This window comes from Phyllobacterium sp. P30BS-XVII (assembly GCF_014138335.1).
GTDB classification, from domain to species: Bacteria; Pseudomonadota; Alphaproteobacteria; order Rhizobiales; family Rhizobiaceae; genus Phyllobacterium; species Phyllobacterium meliloti.
The window spans coordinates 1,020,331-1,037,105 of the sequence record NZ_JACGXO010000001.1 but is presented as its reverse complement, the minus strand read 5'-3'; the positions used below and the strand labels follow the sequence as shown (position 1 = coordinate 1,037,105).

Here is a 16,775-nt window from a genome sequence, read left to right as displayed (position 1 = left end):
GCGCCAATATCGGCTGCCGCCGCCATGTCGGCGCCCGGTCCTCAACAGCAATCCGGATAAACAAATGAAAATCAACGGTAATGAAATCCGTCCTGGCAATGTGATCGAACATGATGGCAGCCTTTGGGTCGCCGTCAAGACGAACGCAGTCAAGCCCGGCAAGGGCGGCGCGTATAATCAGGTTGAACTGAAGAACCTCCTCAACGGCACCAAGCTCAATGAGCGCTTCCGCGCCGCTGAAACCGTTGAAAAGGTCCGCCTTGAGCAGAAGGATTTCTCCTTCCTCTACGAACAGGGCGAAGCGCTCATTTTCATGGACACTGCCAGCTATGAACAGCTGGAACTGCAGAAGGATTTCGTCGGCGACCGCGCTGCGTTCCTGCAGGACGGCATGATGGTCACTGTCGAACTCTATGACGAACGTCCAATCGGCATTTCCCTGCCTGACTACGTTACGCTTGCCATCACCGAGGCAGATCCCGTCGTCAAGGGCCAGACCGCAGCGTCGTCCTACAAGCCGGCTGTGCTTGAAAACGGCATTCGCGTTCTCGTTCCACCATTCATTTCTTCGGGTGAACGCATCATCGTCGACACCAACGAACTGACCTACGTCCGCCGCGCTGACTAAGCCGGTGTCGGGCGCCGGGATTTTCGGCGCCCTGATCAACAAATTCTGACGGAGAATGACCTTAAATGGCGCGTTCAGCGATCCTCAATGTAATGGTTCAGGCAGCGATGAAGGCTGGCCGTTCCCTGGCGCGCGATTTCGGCGAAGTGCAGAATCTGCAGGTTTCGCTCAAGGGCCCCGGCGACTATGTCAGCCAGGCCGACCGCAAGGCCGAAGAAATCATCCATGCCGAACTGAGCCGGGCCCGTCCTGATTACAGCTTCCTGATGGAAGAGTCAGGTGTGATCGAAGGCAGTGACAGCCAGCACCGCTGGCTGGTTGATCCGCTCGACGGCACCACCAACTTCCTGCACGGCATTCCGATGTTTGCTGTTTCAATCGCGTTGGAACGTCAGGGCCAGATCGTTGCGGGCGTGATCTTCAACCCGGCGATGGACGAACTCTACACGGCAGAGCGTGGCGGCGGAGCGTTCCTTAATGATCGCCGTCTGCGTGTTTCGGGCCGCATCAAGCTGGTTGATTCCGTTATCGGTACCGGCGTTCCGCATCTGGGCCGTGGCCATCATGGCGATTATCTTGTGCAGTTGCGCAATGTCATGGGCGAAGTCTCCGGCATCCGCCGCATGGGCGCTGCGGCGCTTGATCTGGCGGCGGTTGCAGCGGGCCGCTTTGACGGTTTCTGGGAAGATGGCCTTTCCCCTTGGGATACGGGTGCGGGCATCATCATGGTGCGCGAAGCCGGTGGCTTTGTCACCGATCTCGAAGGCAGTCAGGATGTCGTTGAAAGCAAGTTCATTGTTGCTGGCAATGAAGCCATCCAGCGCGCCCTGCTCAAGACACTGAAGAAGCCAATCTGAGCATTTTGCCTCTCTGCAGCTGAATTTGCTTAAAATCAGAACAAATTCAGCTGTCACCGCATTCCACCTTCCATTTTAACCATAATTTCGGTTAGGGTCGCATAAACCGATTTGGGTTTGTGCGATTTCCGCTCGTCCAGTGACACGAGCGAGGTTGCTTGGCGTGTGGCGAATGCGGAGACGATGTAATGGCTGATTTCAGTACAACCCGCCGGGTCATGGACGGTGACGACTATGATCCTTACAGGCTTTCCAGCCCGCGGCTTGTGCTTTTGTCGATGGCCATCTTTCTGGCCATTGTTGCTTTTATCGCCGCCATTCTCTCCCGCCAGATCAGTGGGTTCTTCACCACCAATCCCGGCCTCAACGGCCTCATCATCGGTGTGCTGATCGTCGGCATCCTTCTGGCTTTTGGTCAGGTCATCAGGCTTTTCCCCGAGGTGCGCTGGGTTAACTCCTTCCGCGAAGGCAATTCCGATCCGAACTCCAAGCCGGTGATGCTTGCGCCCATGCGCGCTTTGATCGGGCGGCGTCAGTCCATGGCACTTTCAACCAATGCCATGCGTTCCATGCTTGATTCCATCGCCACCCGCCTCGATGAAACCCGCGACGTCTCGCGTTACCTTATCGGTCTTCTGGTGTTCCTCGGTCTGCTTGGTACGTTCTGGGGTCTGCTCGAAACCATTCAATCGATAGGAACAACCATCCAGTCGCTTGATCCACGCACAGGCGACGCAAACGGCGTTCTCGATGCATTGAAGGCGGGTCTGCAATCGCCGCTCCGGGGCATGGGCACGGCCTTCTCATCCTCGCTTTTTGGCCTTTCCGGTTCTCTCGTACTCGGCTTCCTTGATCTGCAGGCCGGACGTGCGCAGAACCGCTTTTACACGGAACTGGAAAACTGGCTGTCGAGTGTGACTGATCTTGGATCGGACCTGCATGCGCTTGATGGCGCCAATAGCGGCACGACCGACGAATTGCGCTCGCTTTCCGAACGCCTCCAGAATATTCAGGAAACCGGCGGCTCCAGCCAGCGCACGACAGCCGCATTGGCAAGCTTGGCGGAGGGCATTCAGGGTCTCGTCAAGAATATGCGCTCCGAACAGCAGATGATGCGCGACTGGGTGGAAAAACAGGCTGAAGAGCAGAAATCCATGCGCGAGACGCTGGCGAAACTCAGCGAGTCCGTCACCCGCAGCAAGGACAACTGAGAATGGCGCTCGGTCGCAACCGCCGCGCTATCCGGCATGTGGATTATTGGCCGGGCTTTGTCGACGCCCTGTCGACATTGCTCTTGGCAATCATGTTCCTCCTGTCGGTTTTCGTGCTGGCGCAGTTTCTGCTCAGTCAGGAAATCACCGGCAAGGATGCCGTACTCAACCGGCTGAATTCGCAGATCAACGAACTGACCCAGATGCTGTCGCTCGAACAGGGCAACAAGCAGGATCTGGAAGACACCATTGCCAACCTGCAGGCTTCGCTAACCAAAGCACAGAACGAGCAATCACGCCTGCAGGCGGTTCTGTCACAGGGTGCCGGAGCCGGTGCTGTGGCGGATGGCAAAATCAGCGAACTCACCGCTGGCCTTGAAAACGAAAAGCAGTTGAGCGCGCGCGCCCTTTCGCAGGTGGAAATTCTCAACCAGCAGATATTGGCACTGCGCAAGCAGATTGGCGCACTGGAAGAAGCCCTTAACGCGTCGGAGTCCCGCGACAAGGAATCCAATGCCAAGATCGCCGATCTTGGCAAGCGCCTGAATGTTGCCCTTGCCCAGCGTGTGCAGGAACTCAATCGCTATCGGTCCGACTTCTTCGGCCGCCTGCGCGAAATCCTGTCTGACCGCGAAAACATCCGCATTGTCGGCGACCGTTTTGTCTTTCAGTCCGAAGTGCTGTTCCCGTCAGGGCAAGCTGTCCTGAACGAAGCGGGCACTGGCGAAATGAAGAAGCTCGCACTCGCGCTGATTGATCTGCAGAAGGAAATCCCTGACGATATCAACTGGGTTCTGCGCGTTGATGGCCATACAGACAATGTGGCGCTGTCAGGCACCGGCCAGTTCAAGGATAATTGGGAGCTTTCCGCCGCCCGCGCCATTTCTGTGGTGAAATTCCTCATCGCCAATGGCGTTTCGGCCAATCGTCTGGTGGCAGCAGGCTTTGGCGAATATCAGCCGCTTGAGCCCGGTGATACGCCGGAAGTGCGTTCGCGCAACCGCCGTATCGAGCTTAAGCTCACCGAACGCTAAAGCAGGGTAAGGGCAGCCAGCGCGAGAATTGCTGGCACACCCTGCACGATGAAAATCCGCCGGTTGACACTGAGGCCGCCGACAATCCCCGCCACAATCACACAGCCAAGAAAAAAGACCTTGATGGCAAAGCCTGCCTCGCCAAGCCAAAGCCCCCAGACGAGACCCGCAACAAGAAAACCGTTGTAAAGGCCCTGATTAAGCGCAAGCCCCTTGGAAGCTGAGGCAAATTCCTGCGTCAGCCGGAATGTTTTCAAGCCAAGCGGCTTATCCCACACCACCATTTCCAGATACATGAAATAGACATGCAGCAGGGCGACCAGCCCTATCAGAATATTTGCAACCATCCCTGTCCCCTTTTCACCCCTTAACGGCACCATTCCACTCTTGCGTGCCAACCTTAGCCGCGCAATCATGCCGCACGTAACCACTGGGAGGTGTGAATGGCAATGGATGCCGATGCAATCATCGTTGGAGCCGGGTTGTCAGGGCTTGTTGCCGCAAATGAGCTGGCACAGGCGGGCAAGAAAGTCATCCTGCTCGAACAGGAAGGCGAAAATTCCGTTGGCGGACAAGCCTTCTGGTCGCTTGGCGGCCTGTTCTTCATCGACAGCCCGGAACAGCGGCGGCTCGGTATCAAGGATTCCTTCGAACTCGCCAAGCAGGATTGGCTCGGATCGGCACAGTTTGACCGCGCCGAGGACCACTGGCCCAAGCAATGGGCCGATGCTTACCTGCAATTTGCCGCCGGTGAAAAACGCAGCTGGCTGCATTCGCTTGGCATGCGCTGGTTTCCGGTTGTCGGCTGGGCTGAGCGCGGCGGCGCATTGGCGAGCGGCCATGGCAATTCCGTGCCGCGCTTTCATTTGACCTGGGGCACTGGCCCCGGCGTTGTCGCGCCTTTTGAAAAACTGGTGCGCGAGGCCATCGCCAAGGGCCTGATCACGCTCAAATGCCGCCACCGCGTCAATGCACTGACCACCACCAACGGCGCTGTCACAGGCGTGAGCGGTGACATATTGGAACCATCGAAAGTTGACCGCGGTCAACAATCAGCCCGCGATGTCTCCGGCAGTTTCGAACTATCAGCGGCCAGTGTGATCGTCACATCAGGCGGCATTGGCGGTAATCCGGAACTCGTCAAGCGCAACTGGCCGCGCGACAGGCTTGGCAATCCACCCGAGAACCCGGTTATTGGCGTGCCCCATCATGTCGATGGCCGTATGATCGACATTACGGTCAAGGCGGGCGGCAGCGTGATCAACACTGATCGCATGTGGCACTACACCGAAGGCCTGAAGAACTGGAATCCGATCTGGCCTAACCACGGTATCCGTATTCTTCCCGGCCCCTCCTCCCTGTGGTTCGACGCCAAGGGCAATCGTTTCCCCGCACCTTTTCTGCCGGGTTTTGATTCGCTGGGTACGCTCAAGCATATCCTTTCGACCGGATATGATTATTCCTGGTTCGTGCTGACCCAAAAAATCATCAAGAAGGAATTCTCGCTTTCCGGGTCGGAGCAAAATCCTGATATTACAGGCAAGGACTGGAAGCTTCTTCTGAAAAACCGCCTTGGCAAGGGCGCACCGCCCCCGGTGGAGGCCTTCAAGCAGCATGGCGAGGATTTTATCGTCCGCGACAATCTGCAGGAACTGGTGAAGGCGATGAATACGCTGACCGGCGATAATCTGATCGACCATGATCATCTTAAACAACAGATCGAGGCGCGTGACCGCGAGATCAATAACAAATATTCCAAGGATGCGCAGGTCATCGCCATGCGCGGCGCGCAGAACTATATCGGCGACCGCCTGACCCGCATTGCCAAGCCGCACCGCATTCTCGATCCAAAGGCCGGGCCGCTCATCGCCGTACGGCTCAATATCCTCACACGCAAGACGCTGGGCGGCCTGCACACCAATTTGAAGTCGCAGGTGCTGGATGCAACCGGTAGCCCCGTGCCGGGCCTCTATGCGGCGGGGGAAGCCGCTGGCTTCGGCGGTGGCGGCTATCACGGCTACAATGCGCTTGAGGGCACATTTCTGGGCGGCTGCATCTTTTCAGGCAGAGCGGCGGGACGTGCGGCAGCAGGCAGAGGATAGCGGCTATTCAGCCGCGCCTTTGAAAGCATCCGCACCGGCTTCAAATTGCAGCTTGGCAAGGTTCGCATAGATCCCGTTCTTCTTGACGAGGCTCTGATGCGTGCCTTCCTCGACAATCCTGCCATCCTCCATGACAAGGATGCGGTCCGCCTTGAGCACTGTCGCAAGCCGGTGCGCGATAACCAGCGTTGTGCGGCCCTGCATCAGGTGTTCAAGACCTTTCTGCACGAGAATTTCGCTTTCCGCATCCAGCGCTGAGGTTGCTTCATCCAGAAGCAGGATCGGCGCATCGCGCAGGATCGCCCGGGCAATGGCGATACGCTGGCGCTGGCCACCGGATAGCGTCACACCCCGTTCGCCGACCTGCGTATCATAACCATGATCAAGCGCCTCGATGAAATCATGAGCAAGCGCCGCCTTGGCTGCAGCCTCAATATCGGCGGTGCTGGCACCCGGACGGCCAAACCCGATATTGTCACGCGCCGTCGCGGCAAAGATGGTTGTATCCTGCGGCACGATAGCAATGCGCGAGCGGATAGCGGCAGGATCAGCTTCGCGCAGATCAACCCCATCGACGCGAATACTGCCTGACACCGGATCGTAATAGCGCAGGAGCAATGAAAACACCGTGCTTTTGCCCGCGCCGGAGGGTCCGACAATGGCAACCGTTTCCCCCGGCTTCACATCGAAGTCGAGACCGCGCAGCGCCGGTGCATCGGGGCGTGTCGGGTAGTTGAAACGCACATCCTTGAATGTGACCGAGCCCACAGCCGGTTCCGGCAGCGCGACAGGCTTGAGCGGCGCGGCAATAGCAGGCTCTTCCGCCATGATTTCCATCAGGCGTTCCGCCGCACCTGATGCCTGCGACAACTCACCCCAAACCTCGGAAAGAGCGCCAAGGGCACCCGCGGCAAAGACCGCATAAAGCAGGAACTGCCCGAGAGTGCCGGGCGAAATCGTACCTGCCAGCACATCGCGCGAGCCGAACCACAACACGGCCACAACACTGGAGAAGATCATGAAAATCGCGAAGGCTGTCAGGACCGCCCGTGCTTTGACCGATGAGCGGGCAGCGGTAAAAGCGTCCTCGACGGCAGCGCCAAACCGCCCCGTGGCCAGCGCTTCATTGGTAAATGCCTGCAGGGTGCGCACAGATATGATGGATTCGCTGGCATAGGCAGTGGCATTGGCCAAAGTGTCCTGCGCATTGCGTGAACGGCGGCGCACTGAACGGCCAAAAGCCACCAGCGGAATGATGATAAGCGGGATAGCCGCAATCACCAGCCCGGAAAGCTTCGCACTGGTGATGACCATCATGACGATAGCGCCAAAGGCCAGAATGAGATTGCGCAGGGCAATGGAGGCCGTGGCACCGACCGCTGACTTGATCTGCGTCGTATCAGCGGTCAGGCGCGAAACAATCTCGCCGGACTGGGTGCTGTCGAAAAATGCAGGTGATAATCTGGTCAAATGCGCGAAGACATCGTGGCGCAGATCCGAGACGATGCGTTCTCCAAGCGTGATGACGAAATAGTACCGGCCAGCGGAGGCGACGGCCAAGGCTGCGGCAAGAACAATCAGCATACCGAAATAATTATCGATGAAAGCGCCATTTGACCCGGTGAACCCATGATCGATCATCCGGCGCACCGCCAGCGGAAGTATCAGCGTCGTCACGGCGGCAATTGAGAGCGAGATCAGCGCGCCGATCACCATACCCCGGTAGCGGGACATATACGGGAAGATACGCTGCAAGGGCTTCAATGAGCGCCGTTTCTTTTCTGCTTCTGCAAAAGCCGTGTCGGCCATACCAAGAGTCTTCCTGTATCCTGCATCGCATTGCGACTTTGCGGCCAGATGGCCTTGTTATTGTTTTAAGGCTGATGTATAGGCTCGCCAACAGTTTTGGAAGCCCACGTTTGTGTGACGTTTGGCTTCATCTCTACCAATCGGCTCCGAACCGGCCTTCCGTCTCTTGTACGGGTCTGGTTTTGTGCCCCTTAAGTTCAGGATTAAGACAGATGAGAGCCAATATTCATCCAGACTACCACAACATCAAGGTTGTGATGACCGACGGCACCGAATACACGACCCGTTCCACATGGGGCAAGGAAGGCGATACGATGAACCTCGATATCGATCCTAGCACGCATCCAGCATGGACTGGCGGTTCGCAGCAGCTGACAGACCGCGGCGGCCGCGTTTCCAAGTTCAAGAGCCGTTTCGCCAATCTGGGTATTTAATCCCTTCGGCATATGGAATTTCAAAACGGCTCCGTTCATTCGGGGCCGTTTTGCTTTGTGGCTCGTAGCCGCCCTCAACCCTGTTCTGCAACGATGATGGGTTCGAAGCCGTCAGGCAGCACAGGCCGCATTAGATTGTTGCAACAATTTTCCAACTCGTGTTTCCTGCTTTCACCATGTGGTGGAGAAGATCATGGGTAGCGGGCTTGAGAAACTGATACGGGCAAAAACCGGCGATGCGACGGCGGTTCGCAATCTCGTTCGCTCATCCTATGCCAAATGGATTCCCGTGATTGGCCGCGAGCCCAAGCCAATGACAGCCGATTATGATCGAGCAGTCGAACATCATCTTGTCGATCTCCTCTACGTGGAGGGTGAACTGGCTGGCCTCATCGAGACGGTTGCGAAACCCGATCATCTCCTGATCGAAAACGTCGCCGTCTCACCTACGTTTCAGGGCCGCGGTTATGGCAGGCAGCTTCTCACCCATGCGGAAGAACTCGCTACCTCCATGGGCTTCACCCAGGTGCGACTCTTCACCAATAAAATGTTCGCCGAGAATGTGCAGCTCTATCTCAAGACAGGCTACAATATTGACCGCGAGGAAGCATTCATGGGCGGCGTCGCGGTTTACATGAGTAAGCCTTTATCCCAAGCCTGACTTACTCTTCCGCGTCGCTCACCTTGCATTCGGAAAGCAGTGTCTTTTCCGGCGCGCCGGGCGCCGCATCGAGATAGGACAGGATCGCCGCATCACCCTTGGTGTGCCAGCGATAGCTGTCATCCTGATCAACCGCGATATAAAGCGCACCGGAGCCGCTTTGCGATGTCCGCATCGGCACCTGCTTGTTCTCCACATTGATCACAGCAAACGAGGAACCGTCCTTGGTGTTGATATAGGTCGCATCAACAATCACACCGCGTTCACACTGATAGGTTGTTTGCTCGATCCGGTCTTGCGCCGCCTGCTCCGCCGCCATCATGGGCAGGACCGGAACCAGAAGACCGGTAAAGGCTGCAGATACCAACAGTTTTCTCATGTTCGATCCTCGCGCTGTCGCAGGCCTAATTCATAGCGCGAAAAGCCCGCTGAATTGAAGGGCGGGATGAAATTTCGCACGTCTGTTGCAACAAAACCCCGCCTCTGTCAGTTGCCCTAGGGAGGACAAGTAAAACCGTGGCTGGTTTGACAAGCTTGAACAACGTCCATAGCTTTTCAAAAGCTTATCTGCGTGTAAGGGAGGGACACCCAATGACTGACGTGACCACAGGTAGCAACCCCGCTGTATCAGCGCCAATAGAACCAAGTCTCCACCGGGTTATGGGCCCCTGGCTTCTGCTTCTCTTCATCGTGGGTGATATTCTCGGCACTGGCATTTATGCCCTGACAGGTCAGGTAGCAAAGCAGGTCGGCGGTGTTGTCTGGTTGCCCTTTCTGGTGGCGTTCATCGTCGCTGTCGTCACCGCCATGAGTTATCTGGAACTGGTGACAAAATATCCGAAGGCTGCGGGGGCCGCCCTTTATACCCACAAGGCATTCGGCATCCATTTCATCACCTTCATCGTTGCCTTTACCGTGATGTGCTCCGGCATCACATCGGCCTCAACCGCCTCACGGGCCTTCGCCGCCAATCTGTCCGGAGCATTTCAGCTCAATCTGGAAACCGGCATCGGCATCACGCTTGTGGCGCTCGCCTTCATGGCGATTGTGGCAATCGTCAATTTTCGCGGCGTCGGCGAAAGCGTCAAGGCCAATGTGGTGCTGACGCTCGTTGAACTGACCGGCCTTCTGATCATCATCTTCATCGGCCTTTGGGCCATTGTCGGCGGACAGGGCGATGTATCACGCGTCATGCAGTTCACTACTGCACCGGATAGCAGCGTCTTCTGGTCTGTCATGGCAGCGACCACCCTTGCCTTTTTTGCCATGGTTGGCTTCGAAGACTCAGTCAACATGGCCGAGGAGTGCAAGGAACCATCGAAAATCTTTCCGAAGGTTCTGCTGATCGGCCTTTTCATCACGGGGGCGATTTATATTCTCGTTTCCATTTCAGCGATCACGCTCGTATCGCCCGCGGAATTGGGGGAAGGCGAAACGCCGCTTCTGAAGGTCGTACAGGCGGGTGCGCCCAACTTCCCGCTCTGGATATTCGGCTTCATCACCATGTTTGCCGTGGCCAACAGCGCCCTCATCAACATGCTGATGGCCAGCCGCCTCGTCTATGGCATGAGCCGTGAACATGTGTTGCCGCCACTGCTCGGCAAGGTACATGCGGGTCGCCGCACGCCCTATATCGCCATTGGCTTTACCACGTTGCTGGCCTTTGCCCTCATCACCTTTGTCGGCGAGGTTCCGGCACTCGGCGGCACAACGGCGCTTCTGCTGCTGTTCGTCTTCACCATCGTCAATATCGCCGTGCTGATCCTGCGACGCGAAAAAGTTGACCACGAACATTTCCGCACTCCGACAATCCTGCCGGTGCTTGGTTGCATCTCCTGCGCCTTTTTCGCTGGTCCCTGGACTGGCCGCGATCCGGTTCAGTACAAGATCGCCGGTGTTCTCATCGGCGTTGGTGTCGTGCTCTGGGTGATCACCGTTCTGGTCAACCGCGCTACCGGCGTTACACCTGATGAACCGGACATGGAGGCGCTCGGTGGTGATGGCCCGGTAAACTGAGGCATGGGGTTATGAGGGGGTTCGTGGTTCGACAGGCTCACCATGAGGGAGAGTGAGGATGCAACGATAATCGCAGAGATTGCAGATCGCCAATGTTGCAGAACTTGGCCCCTTGCAATCCTCCCACCCCCTCATCCTGAGCCTGTCGAAGGGCGGAACAATGGTTCTGCAACACTCAGTCCAAACAAACAAAAAGCCCGCCAATGGCGGGCTTTTTTATCGACATAACCAAATGGATCAGGCGGCGCTGAGCTTGGCCAGAACTTCGTCGCTGACTTCGAAGTTGGCGTAAACGTTCTGCACGTCATCGTCATCATCAAGCGTTGCGATCAGGCGCAGCACGGATTGTGCTTTTTCTTCATCCACCGGTGCGGTGGTCTGGGGCTTCCAGATGGCCTTGATGGATTCAGCTTCGCCCAGAGCGCTTTCCAGCGCCTTGGAGACATCGCCAATATCTTCAAAGGCGCAGAGGATGACATGACCGTCTTCGTCGGTCTGCGCATCTTCGGCTCCAGCTTCAATCGCTGCATCCATGATCTTGTCGGCACTGCCGGCTTCAGGCTTGTAGGTGATTTCGCCAACGCGGTTGAACATGAAACCGACCGAGCCGGTTTCGCCAAGCGCACCGCCAGATTTGGTGAATGCTGCGCGCACATTGGAGGCCGTGCGGTTGCGATTATCGGTCAGCGCTTCGACGATAACAGCGACACCGCCCGGACCATAGCCCTCGTAGCGTACTTCTTCGTAATTATCGCCATCGCCGCCCGCAGCCTTCTTGATGGCGCGCTCGATATTGTCTTTCGGCATGGACTGGGCGCGCGCATTCTGCACCGCAAGGCGAAGACGCGGGTTCATGGCCGGATCGGGCAAACCCTGCTTGGCGGCCACGGTGATTTCGCGTCCGAGTTTGGAGAAAATCTTCGACCGCACGGCGTCCTGACGCCCTTTGCGGTGCATAATGTTTTTAAACTGTGAATGGCCTGCCATGGCACCCCTGCGTGCTTAGATATGGTTCTGCCGTTTCCCTCTAAAGCCTGCGAACCAAGTCTGCAGGCCGTTCAGGCGGAAACATGCGTCTGGAATGGCGCCCTTATAGGTAAAAACCGGCGTCTCGTCCAGCACCTCAACAATCACAATGAGGGAAGTTGCAGCCGCGTATCGGCATAGTCGGCTTTGGATATTGTCGAACAGAGATCGAACCACTCGCATCCTGCACAGGCAGTGCGTGTCGTGCCCTGCCCGAATGCGCCGCGAAACCGCGCAACCGTCTCTCCGTCGAGCGTCAGCACATCACCGGCTTGGATGGTTTTACCCAGCAGGAGGCCGACATCCGCAGCTGCTTTGGCATCACGCTCGACGACACTATCGCGAAAACAGTGCGGATCACTGTCGCCGAGAAGGGGCTGGCACACGTCATCAGGCCCCTCCTGAATCAGAATATCCTCACCCGCTGCAATCCGGGCAATGATCCTGTCATAGTTCTCGGTAAAGGCCACGCTGTAGCCTTTACCGATATAGGTCAGCATGCACAGAAGATGATGCGCACGCAGTTTTATGGTCAAGACAGGCGCACCATGACGCCCGAACGACGCAGCAACTCGATAGTAGCAGCAGCCAGACCTGATTTGAGAACCGCGCCGAGAAGGAACGGCGCAACACCTGACGCCCATGCGGTTTCAAGACCGAACAAATGTGCCAGCCAGGATGCACCGAGAACGAGGCAAAGCACATTGCCGAACAGCATGATTGCCGCTGATACGAACGGGTTGCGGGTCAAGCCACGCTCGGCCAAAAAGCCGACAGCTGCCGCAACAATCGGGAAGGCGGCGAGATAACCGGCTGTCGGTCCAACAAAATGGATGAAGCCGAAACCACCGCCTGAAAGGACTGGCATGCCGATCATCGCTTCACCGAGCCAGGCGAGAACCGTTAAACCGCCGAGACGCCAGCCATAGAGTGCGCCAATCAGCGTCACGGCAAATGTCTGCATGTTGACGGGAACCGGGAACATCGGCACCTCGATCCACGAACTGACGGCAAGGAATGCAGTACCGATCAGAACAGCAAGCGTCTGGAAGGCAATGGAACGATCTGCCAGCTTCAGCGGCACGAACGCAGTGGAAAATGTTGTCTGGGTCATTGAAGTTCTATCCTCAAACGAGTGTTACAGAATCGGGCGTGATTGGTTTCAACGCTTTTTCTTGGCCTTGCGTGCCAGCATATTAAGGGCTTCGACCAGCGCCGAGAAGCCCATAGCCGCATAAATATAGCCCTTGGGTACATGAAAGCCAAAGCCATCGGCAATCAGCGTCATGCCGATCATCAGGAGGAAGCCGAGAGCCAGCATGACAATGGTCGGATTGTTGGCAATGAACTTCGACAGCGGTTCGGCTGCCAGCAGCATCACCGTCACCGCAGCAAGAACCGCAATAACCATGATGGCGATCTCGTCGGTCATGCCGACGGCGGTAATGATGGAGTCCACCGAAAACACCAGATCGAGCACCAGTATCTGGAAAACCGCTGCGCCCATGGTGAGCGTAACAGTCTTGCCGATCACGTCTTCCTTGGCATCCTCATGATCAACCGTGTGGTGAATTTCCTTCGTTGCCTTCCACACCAGAAACAGACCACCGGCGATCAGGATCAGGTCGCGCCACGAAAACCCATGGCCGAAAGCCTCGAATACCGGCTGCGTCAGCTGCACAATGATCGAGATGGTGAACAGCAACACGAGGCGCAGGACAAGCGCTGCGCTGATGCCGATGCGGCGGGCGCGGGCCTGCTGCTCCTTCGGCAGTTTATTGGTCAGAATGGAGATGAAGATCAGATTGTCGATGCCAAGCACCACTTCCATGACCACGAGTGTGACCAGAGCGATGAGGCCTGATGGCTGATAGATGAAATCAAAATGCGAGATAAGGGTTTCCATGGGGTCGTTCCTGAGCTGTTAGAGACCGGATGGGTGTAAACCGATGCCTTGATTTAAAAGGTTGTGGTGAGTTGTATCAATCTATTTCCAGAATGCGGGAATGGTTTCCTCCAGCCGCGGACCGATCCGCAGAGGAGAAATCTTTTCAGCAAGGCCGGTGCGGTCGGAAATATCCACGCCAACACCGCAGATCGTTGCCTTGCCGCTTGCCGCCTCAAACCGGCCCTTCGGCACTTTTGACAGGAACCGGTTCAGCGGCTCTTCCTTGTCCATGCCAAGCGATGAATCATAATCGCCGCACATGCCCGCATCGGACATATAGGCCGTTCCGCCATTGAGGATTTGCGCATCGGCCGTTGGCACATGTGTATGCGTGCCGACAACAAGGCTGGCGCGGCCATCGACAAAATGGCCGAAACATTGCTTTTCGCTGGTGGCTTCCGCATGGAAATCAAACACCACTGCATCCGCCTGTTCGCCGAGCGGACAGGCAGCCAGAATTTCCTCGCCAATGGTGAAAGGATCATGCAAATCCGGATGCATGAAGACGCGGCCCATAATGTTGGACACCAGCACGCGCGCACCATTCTTGGCCAGAAACACGCCAGAACCTTTTCCGGCGGTACCAAGCGGGAAATTGGCCGGGCGCAGGAACCGCTGCTCGCGCGCCGCAAAGACCAAAGCTTCCCGTTGGTCCCACACATGGTTTCCCGTAGTGACCACATCAGCCCCGGCATTGATCGTATCGTGGAAAATCTCTTCGGTGATGCCAAAACCACCGGCGGCATTTTCGCCATTGACGATGACAAAATCGAGTTTCAGATCGGAGATAAGTCCCGGCAATTGTTCGTAGACCGCTGTCCGGCCCGACCGTCCCACCATGTCACCAAGAAAGAGTAATCTCACGCCTATATCCTGAAAGAGAGGCCCGGTCGCTGCCGCAGCCTGAAATGATCGATTGGCTTTATCCGTCTAGCCGAAACGGCGCAACCCGCTTTCCGTCAGGATTGCCTCGAGCGGCACATCATGCGGCTCATCGGGAACGGTTTCAACCTGCTGGCAGTCAAATGCCACGCCAATCAGCCGCGGGTTCACGCCTTTGGCCTGTAAACCGGCAATCGCCCTGTCATAATAGCCCGCGCCATACCCAATGCGATGGCCCCTGATATCAAAGGCGGCGAGTGGCACCAACATGACCGATGGATCAAGCACCGCAGCATCTTCCGCTGGTCCTGATGTACCAAACCCGGTATCGATCATCGGCACATCCCGCACCAGTTCGCGAAAGAGGATCGTCTGCTTATCGATAATTGCGGGCAGGCAAAGCCGCGCACCGCGCTCGCGCAAACTGAAAAGCAGGGGACGCAAATCCACTTCCGAGCGGATTGGCCAGAAACCCGACACAATCGTTCCCGCATCAAGGGTAAGCACTGCCAGACCAAAATCGGCAATCCGCATTGAGGCTTCACTGCGGAATTCTGGTGTGAGCGCATCCCGGCGGCCAAGGGCCTCCAGACGGAGTTTCTTCTTCAGCTCTTTGATGGGGGAATGGTGTTGCACTGGCTTGATTTCATGAGGCGCCAGCAACCGCCAGCTCGGGATGAAACAAAAGTGGCGTCCACACAACCGATGGAGAAGTCGATCCCGGGAACCTACAAAGTAGGTGGGCGCCGTGTGAAGAAGCCCACGGGCCTCCTCAGGGACAGCTCCCTAAGGGATCATTAAGGCCCCGGGGAATATGTCTCTCCTGTCGAGAAGCGCAGAGCGCCGATCCGAATATAGGATGGATGCATGCATTGCACCAGTGCGCGCAGAGCGATTTTCCACTGCTGACACAACTTGTCAGCTGTCCGGTTGTTGGCGGCGCCTCGGCACGCTACGATTAGCCGGGTAAGCGGGGGGATACGCGCCATGACGATTTCCATGTATCAGGCTTCAGTGCCGGTTTTCACGCGTTTACTCGGCAATTGCGCGGCGTTCCTGCAAAAGGCCGAAGCTTACGCATTGACGCGCGACACGGATGCCTATCCCCTGCTGGAGCAGAGACTGGCACCGGATATGTTTCCCCTGAAAATACAGGTGCAAATTCTGGCGGATGGCGTCCGGGGCTGTACGGCCCGACTTGCCCGGCATGAATTGCCGGCGCCCGATGACTGGCGGTTTGCTGTGTTCAATCGTGGTTATCATCAGGACTTTCACGAGTCGGAGCAGAGTTTTGCTACTCTCATTGCCTATCTCCGCGACACGGTTGACTACCTCCAGACCATCCGCCCCGAAGAGATTAATGGAACAGAGGAGTTGCCGGTGGAGGTGACGTGGCGCGGCAACACGCGGCATTTTCAGGGACTGCCCTTCCTGCGCGATTACGTGCTGCCCAATTTCTATTTTCACCTGACAATCAGCTACGCCATCCTGCGCATTGCGGGCGTTCCACTGGGCAAACAGGATTTTGAAGGTGTGCCTGTTTATGTGAGTGTGCCTGCATCGTGATGAGGATGAAACCTGGCAGAATAATGATACATGGTTCGACATAACAACCATGAGGGAGATTGGGTGGATGCAAGGCTGATCGCAGAGATTGCAGCACATAAAGGTGCAGCGCAATAGTTGAAGGTGCAGCGCAATAGTTGCAGAACTTGGCTCCCTGCAACCCTTTCTCCGTCATCCTCAGTCCTCGGGTTTAACCCGAGGACTGAGGATGACGGAGCGGGTTGAGATATCGGGAGCTATATTCTGCAACCTTTATTCTGCAACCTTTGCGATTGTCGTGCATCTCCACTCTCCCTCATGGTGAGCCTCCTGAGCCTGTCGAAGGGCGAACCACGCACAACAATCATGCAACCACCTATTTTCAAAAAAATCACACCAACTTATCCAACACCATCCCAGCTCGCTTATTCTGATGGTGTCCTTTCCGGCGGGAATGCTCCGGAAAACTTTCTGAAGTCAGGAAAGGATCGGTGATTTCACCTGCGGGGAGAAACCAACCGCAGGGGAAAGGTTTTATCTCACAAGGGTAAAACCAGTCATCGGGACGGGTGATCCGGTTATTTTCTTGGTTGAAACAGGAAAATCTCCGGGGAACGCATGA

Annotated in this window: 18 protein-coding genes and 1 other RNA gene; 9 read left to right on the top strand and 10 right to left on the bottom strand. The window is 56.6% G+C overall.

Features of this window, described 5'->3' with window-relative positions; all coding sequences use genetic code 11:
- The first annotated feature begins 64 nt into the window (after positions 1–64).
- From efp to FHW17_RS05150, 4 genes are all read left to right on the top strand, one after another.
- Entirely contained in the window at positions 65–628 is a 564-nt protein-coding gene (efp, locus tag FHW17_RS05165) for an elongation factor P (protein WP_112525333.1), read from the top strand.
- Positions 629–693: 65 nt separating this feature from the next.
- A complete protein-coding gene (locus FHW17_RS05160; protein WP_182509326.1) occupies positions 694–1,485 on the top strand; it encodes an inositol monophosphatase family protein in 792 nt (263 codons plus the stop codon).
- A 188-nt stretch (positions 1,486–1,673) separates the two neighbouring features.
- Positions 1,674–2,696, top strand: coding sequence for a MotA/TolQ/ExbB proton channel family protein (locus tag FHW17_RS05155; protein ID WP_112525335.1), 1,023 nt, complete (start codon positions 1,674–1,676; stop codon positions 2,694–2,696).
- Positions 2,697–2,698: 2 nt separating this feature from the next.
- Entirely contained in the window at positions 2,699–3,730 is a 1,032-nt protein-coding gene (locus tag FHW17_RS05150; RefSeq protein ID WP_091879851.1) for a peptidoglycan -binding protein, read from the top strand.
- On the opposite strand, the gene FHW17_RS05145 is transcribed toward FHW17_RS05150, so the two are convergent.
- Positions 3,727–4,077 carry a DUF1304 domain-containing protein gene (locus tag FHW17_RS05145; protein WP_112525337.1) on the bottom strand — a complete coding sequence of 117 codons (351 nt, stop codon included), beginning with the start codon at positions 4,075–4,077 and terminating at the stop codon, positions 3,727–3,729. The two genes, FHW17_RS05150 and FHW17_RS05145, sit on opposite strands and share 4 nt — an antisense overlap.
- A 96-nt stretch (positions 4,078–4,173) precedes the next feature.
- Here FHW17_RS05145 and FHW17_RS05140 point away from each other — a divergent pair, with 96 nt between their 5' ends.
- Positions 4,174–5,832 (top strand): FAD-binding dehydrogenase, encoded by a 1,659-nt coding sequence (locus FHW17_RS05140; RefSeq protein WP_113097099.1) that lies wholly within the window; start codon positions 4,174–4,176, stop codon positions 5,830–5,832.
- 3 nt (positions 5,833–5,835) lie between these two features.
- On the opposite strand, the gene FHW17_RS05135 is transcribed toward FHW17_RS05140, so the two are convergent.
- On the bottom strand, positions 5,836–7,641 hold the full coding sequence (locus tag FHW17_RS05135; RefSeq protein WP_182509325.1) for an ABC transporter transmembrane domain-containing protein: 1,806 nt from the start codon (positions 7,639–7,641) through the stop codon (positions 5,836–5,838).
- Positions 7,642–7,853: 212 nt separating this feature from the next.
- On the opposite strand from FHW17_RS05135, the gene rpmE reads away from it, so the two are divergent.
- Together rpmE and FHW17_RS05125 are read left to right on the top strand one after the other, a co-directional pair.
- Entirely contained in the window at positions 7,854–8,075 is a 222-nt protein-coding gene (gene rpmE, locus FHW17_RS05130) for a 50S ribosomal protein L31 (protein ID WP_091879845.1), read from the top strand.
- Between the two features lie 193 nt (positions 8,076–8,268).
- A complete protein-coding gene (locus FHW17_RS05125) occupies positions 8,269–8,736 on the top strand; it encodes a GNAT family N-acetyltransferase (protein ID WP_182509324.1) in 468 nt (155 codons plus the stop codon).
- Position 8,737: 1 nt separating this feature from the next.
- Here the strand turns inward: FHW17_RS05125 and FHW17_RS05120 are convergent, their stop codons facing one another.
- A complete protein-coding gene (locus FHW17_RS05120; protein WP_182509323.1) occupies positions 8,738–9,115 on the bottom strand; it encodes an MliC family protein in 378 nt (125 codons plus the stop codon).
- Between the two features lie 212 nt (positions 9,116–9,327).
- Here FHW17_RS05120 and FHW17_RS05115 point away from each other — a divergent pair, with 212 nt between their 5' ends.
- Positions 9,328–10,752, top strand: coding sequence for an APC family permease (locus FHW17_RS05115; protein WP_112525347.1), 1,425 nt, complete (start codon positions 9,328–9,330; stop codon positions 10,750–10,752).
- Positions 10,753–10,989: 237 nt separating this feature from the next.
- Here FHW17_RS05115 and FHW17_RS05110 read toward each other — a convergent pair whose 3' ends face one another.
- From FHW17_RS05110 to ssrS, 7 genes are all read right to left on the bottom strand, one after another.
- Positions 10,990–11,739, bottom strand: coding sequence for a YebC/PmpR family DNA-binding transcriptional regulator (locus FHW17_RS05110; protein ID WP_112525349.1), 750 nt, complete (start codon positions 11,737–11,739; stop codon positions 10,990–10,992).
- A 143-nt stretch (positions 11,740–11,882) separates the two neighbouring features.
- Positions 11,883–12,314 carry a DUF1284 domain-containing protein gene (locus FHW17_RS05105; RefSeq protein ID WP_182509322.1) on the bottom strand — a complete coding sequence of 144 codons (432 nt, stop codon included), beginning with the start codon at positions 12,312–12,314 and terminating at the stop codon, positions 11,883–11,885.
- Positions 12,311–12,892 carry a biotin transporter BioY gene (locus FHW17_RS05100; protein WP_112525353.1) on the bottom strand — a complete coding sequence of 194 codons (582 nt, stop codon included), beginning with the start codon at positions 12,890–12,892 and terminating at the stop codon, positions 12,311–12,313. Before FHW17_RS05100 ends, FHW17_RS05105 begins: the two co-directional genes overlap by 4 nt.
- A gap of 48 nt (positions 12,893–12,940) precedes the next feature.
- Complete coding sequence (locus tag FHW17_RS05095; protein WP_112525355.1) at positions 12,941–13,684, bottom strand: TerC family protein; 744 nt, start codon at positions 13,682–13,684, stop codon at positions 12,941–12,943.
- Between the two features lie 81 nt (positions 13,685–13,765).
- A complete protein-coding gene (locus FHW17_RS05090; protein ID WP_112525357.1) occupies positions 13,766–14,590 on the bottom strand; it encodes a TIGR00282 family metallophosphoesterase in 825 nt (274 codons plus the stop codon).
- Positions 14,591–14,656: 66 nt separating this feature from the next.
- Positions 14,657–15,244: a 5-formyltetrahydrofolate cyclo-ligase gene (locus FHW17_RS05085; protein WP_227987738.1), complete on the bottom strand. Its 588-nt coding sequence runs from the start codon at positions 15,242–15,244 to the stop codon at positions 14,657–14,659.
- A gap of 52 nt (positions 15,245–15,296) precedes the next feature.
- Positions 15,297–15,453, bottom strand: a non-coding RNA gene (gene ssrS, locus FHW17_RS05080) — 6S RNA.
- A 142-nt stretch (positions 15,454–15,595) separates the two neighbouring features.
- On the opposite strand from ssrS, the gene FHW17_RS05075 reads away from it, so the two are divergent.
- On the top strand, positions 15,596–16,174 hold the full coding sequence (locus FHW17_RS05075) for a DUF1993 domain-containing protein (RefSeq protein WP_182509321.1): 579 nt from the start codon (positions 15,596–15,598) through the stop codon (positions 16,172–16,174).
- Positions 16,175–16,775: the final 601 nt, after the last annotated feature.

Excerpts from the sequence above, each read along its gene's own strand:
- FHW17_RS05100 (WP_112525353.1), bottom strand. The coding sequence starts at position 12,892 with ATGACCCAGACAACATTTTCCACTGCGTTCGTGCCGCTGAAGCTGGCA.
- FHW17_RS05120 (WP_182509323.1), bottom strand. The coding sequence starts at position 9,115 with ATGAGAAAACTGTTGGTATCTGCAGCCTTTACCGGTCTTCTGGTTCCG.
- rpmE (WP_091879845.1), top strand. The coding sequence starts at position 7,854 with ATGAGAGCCAATATTCATCCAGACTACCACAACATCAAGGTTGTGATG.
- FHW17_RS05145 (WP_112525337.1), bottom strand. The coding sequence starts at position 4,077 with ATGGTTGCAAATATTCTGATAGGGCTGGTCGCCCTGCTGCATGTCTAT.
- FHW17_RS05115 (WP_112525347.1), top strand. The coding sequence starts at position 9,328 with ATGACTGACGTGACCACAGGTAGCAACCCCGCTGTATCAGCGCCAATA.
- FHW17_RS05155 (WP_112525335.1), top strand. The coding sequence starts at position 1,674 with ATGGCTGATTTCAGTACAACCCGCCGGGTCATGGACGGTGACGACTAT.
- efp (WP_112525333.1), top strand. The coding sequence starts at position 65 with ATGAAAATCAACGGTAATGAAATCCGTCCTGGCAATGTGATCGAACAT.
- FHW17_RS05135 (WP_182509325.1), bottom strand. The coding sequence starts at position 7,641 with ATGGCCGACACGGCTTTTGCAGAAGCAGAAAAGAAACGGCGCTCATTG.
- FHW17_RS05160 (WP_182509326.1), top strand. The coding sequence starts at position 694 with ATGGCGCGTTCAGCGATCCTCAATGTAATGGTTCAGGCAGCGATGAAG.
- FHW17_RS05150 (WP_091879851.1), top strand. The coding sequence starts at position 2,699 with ATGGCGCTCGGTCGCAACCGCCGCGCTATCCGGCATGTGGATTATTGG.
- FHW17_RS05075 (WP_182509321.1), top strand. The coding sequence starts at position 15,596 with ATGACGATTTCCATGTATCAGGCTTCAGTGCCGGTTTTCACGCGTTTA.
- FHW17_RS05140 (WP_113097099.1), top strand. The coding sequence starts at position 4,174 with ATGGCAATGGATGCCGATGCAATCATCGTTGGAGCCGGGTTGTCAGGG.
- FHW17_RS05125 (WP_182509324.1), top strand. The coding sequence starts at position 8,269 with ATGGGTAGCGGGCTTGAGAAACTGATACGGGCAAAAACCGGCGATGCG.
- FHW17_RS05095 (WP_112525355.1), bottom strand. The coding sequence starts at position 13,684 with ATGGAAACCCTTATCTCGCATTTTGATTTCATCTATCAGCCATCAGGC.
- FHW17_RS05110 (WP_112525349.1), bottom strand. The coding sequence starts at position 11,739 with ATGGCAGGCCATTCACAGTTTAAAAACATTATGCACCGCAAAGGGCGT.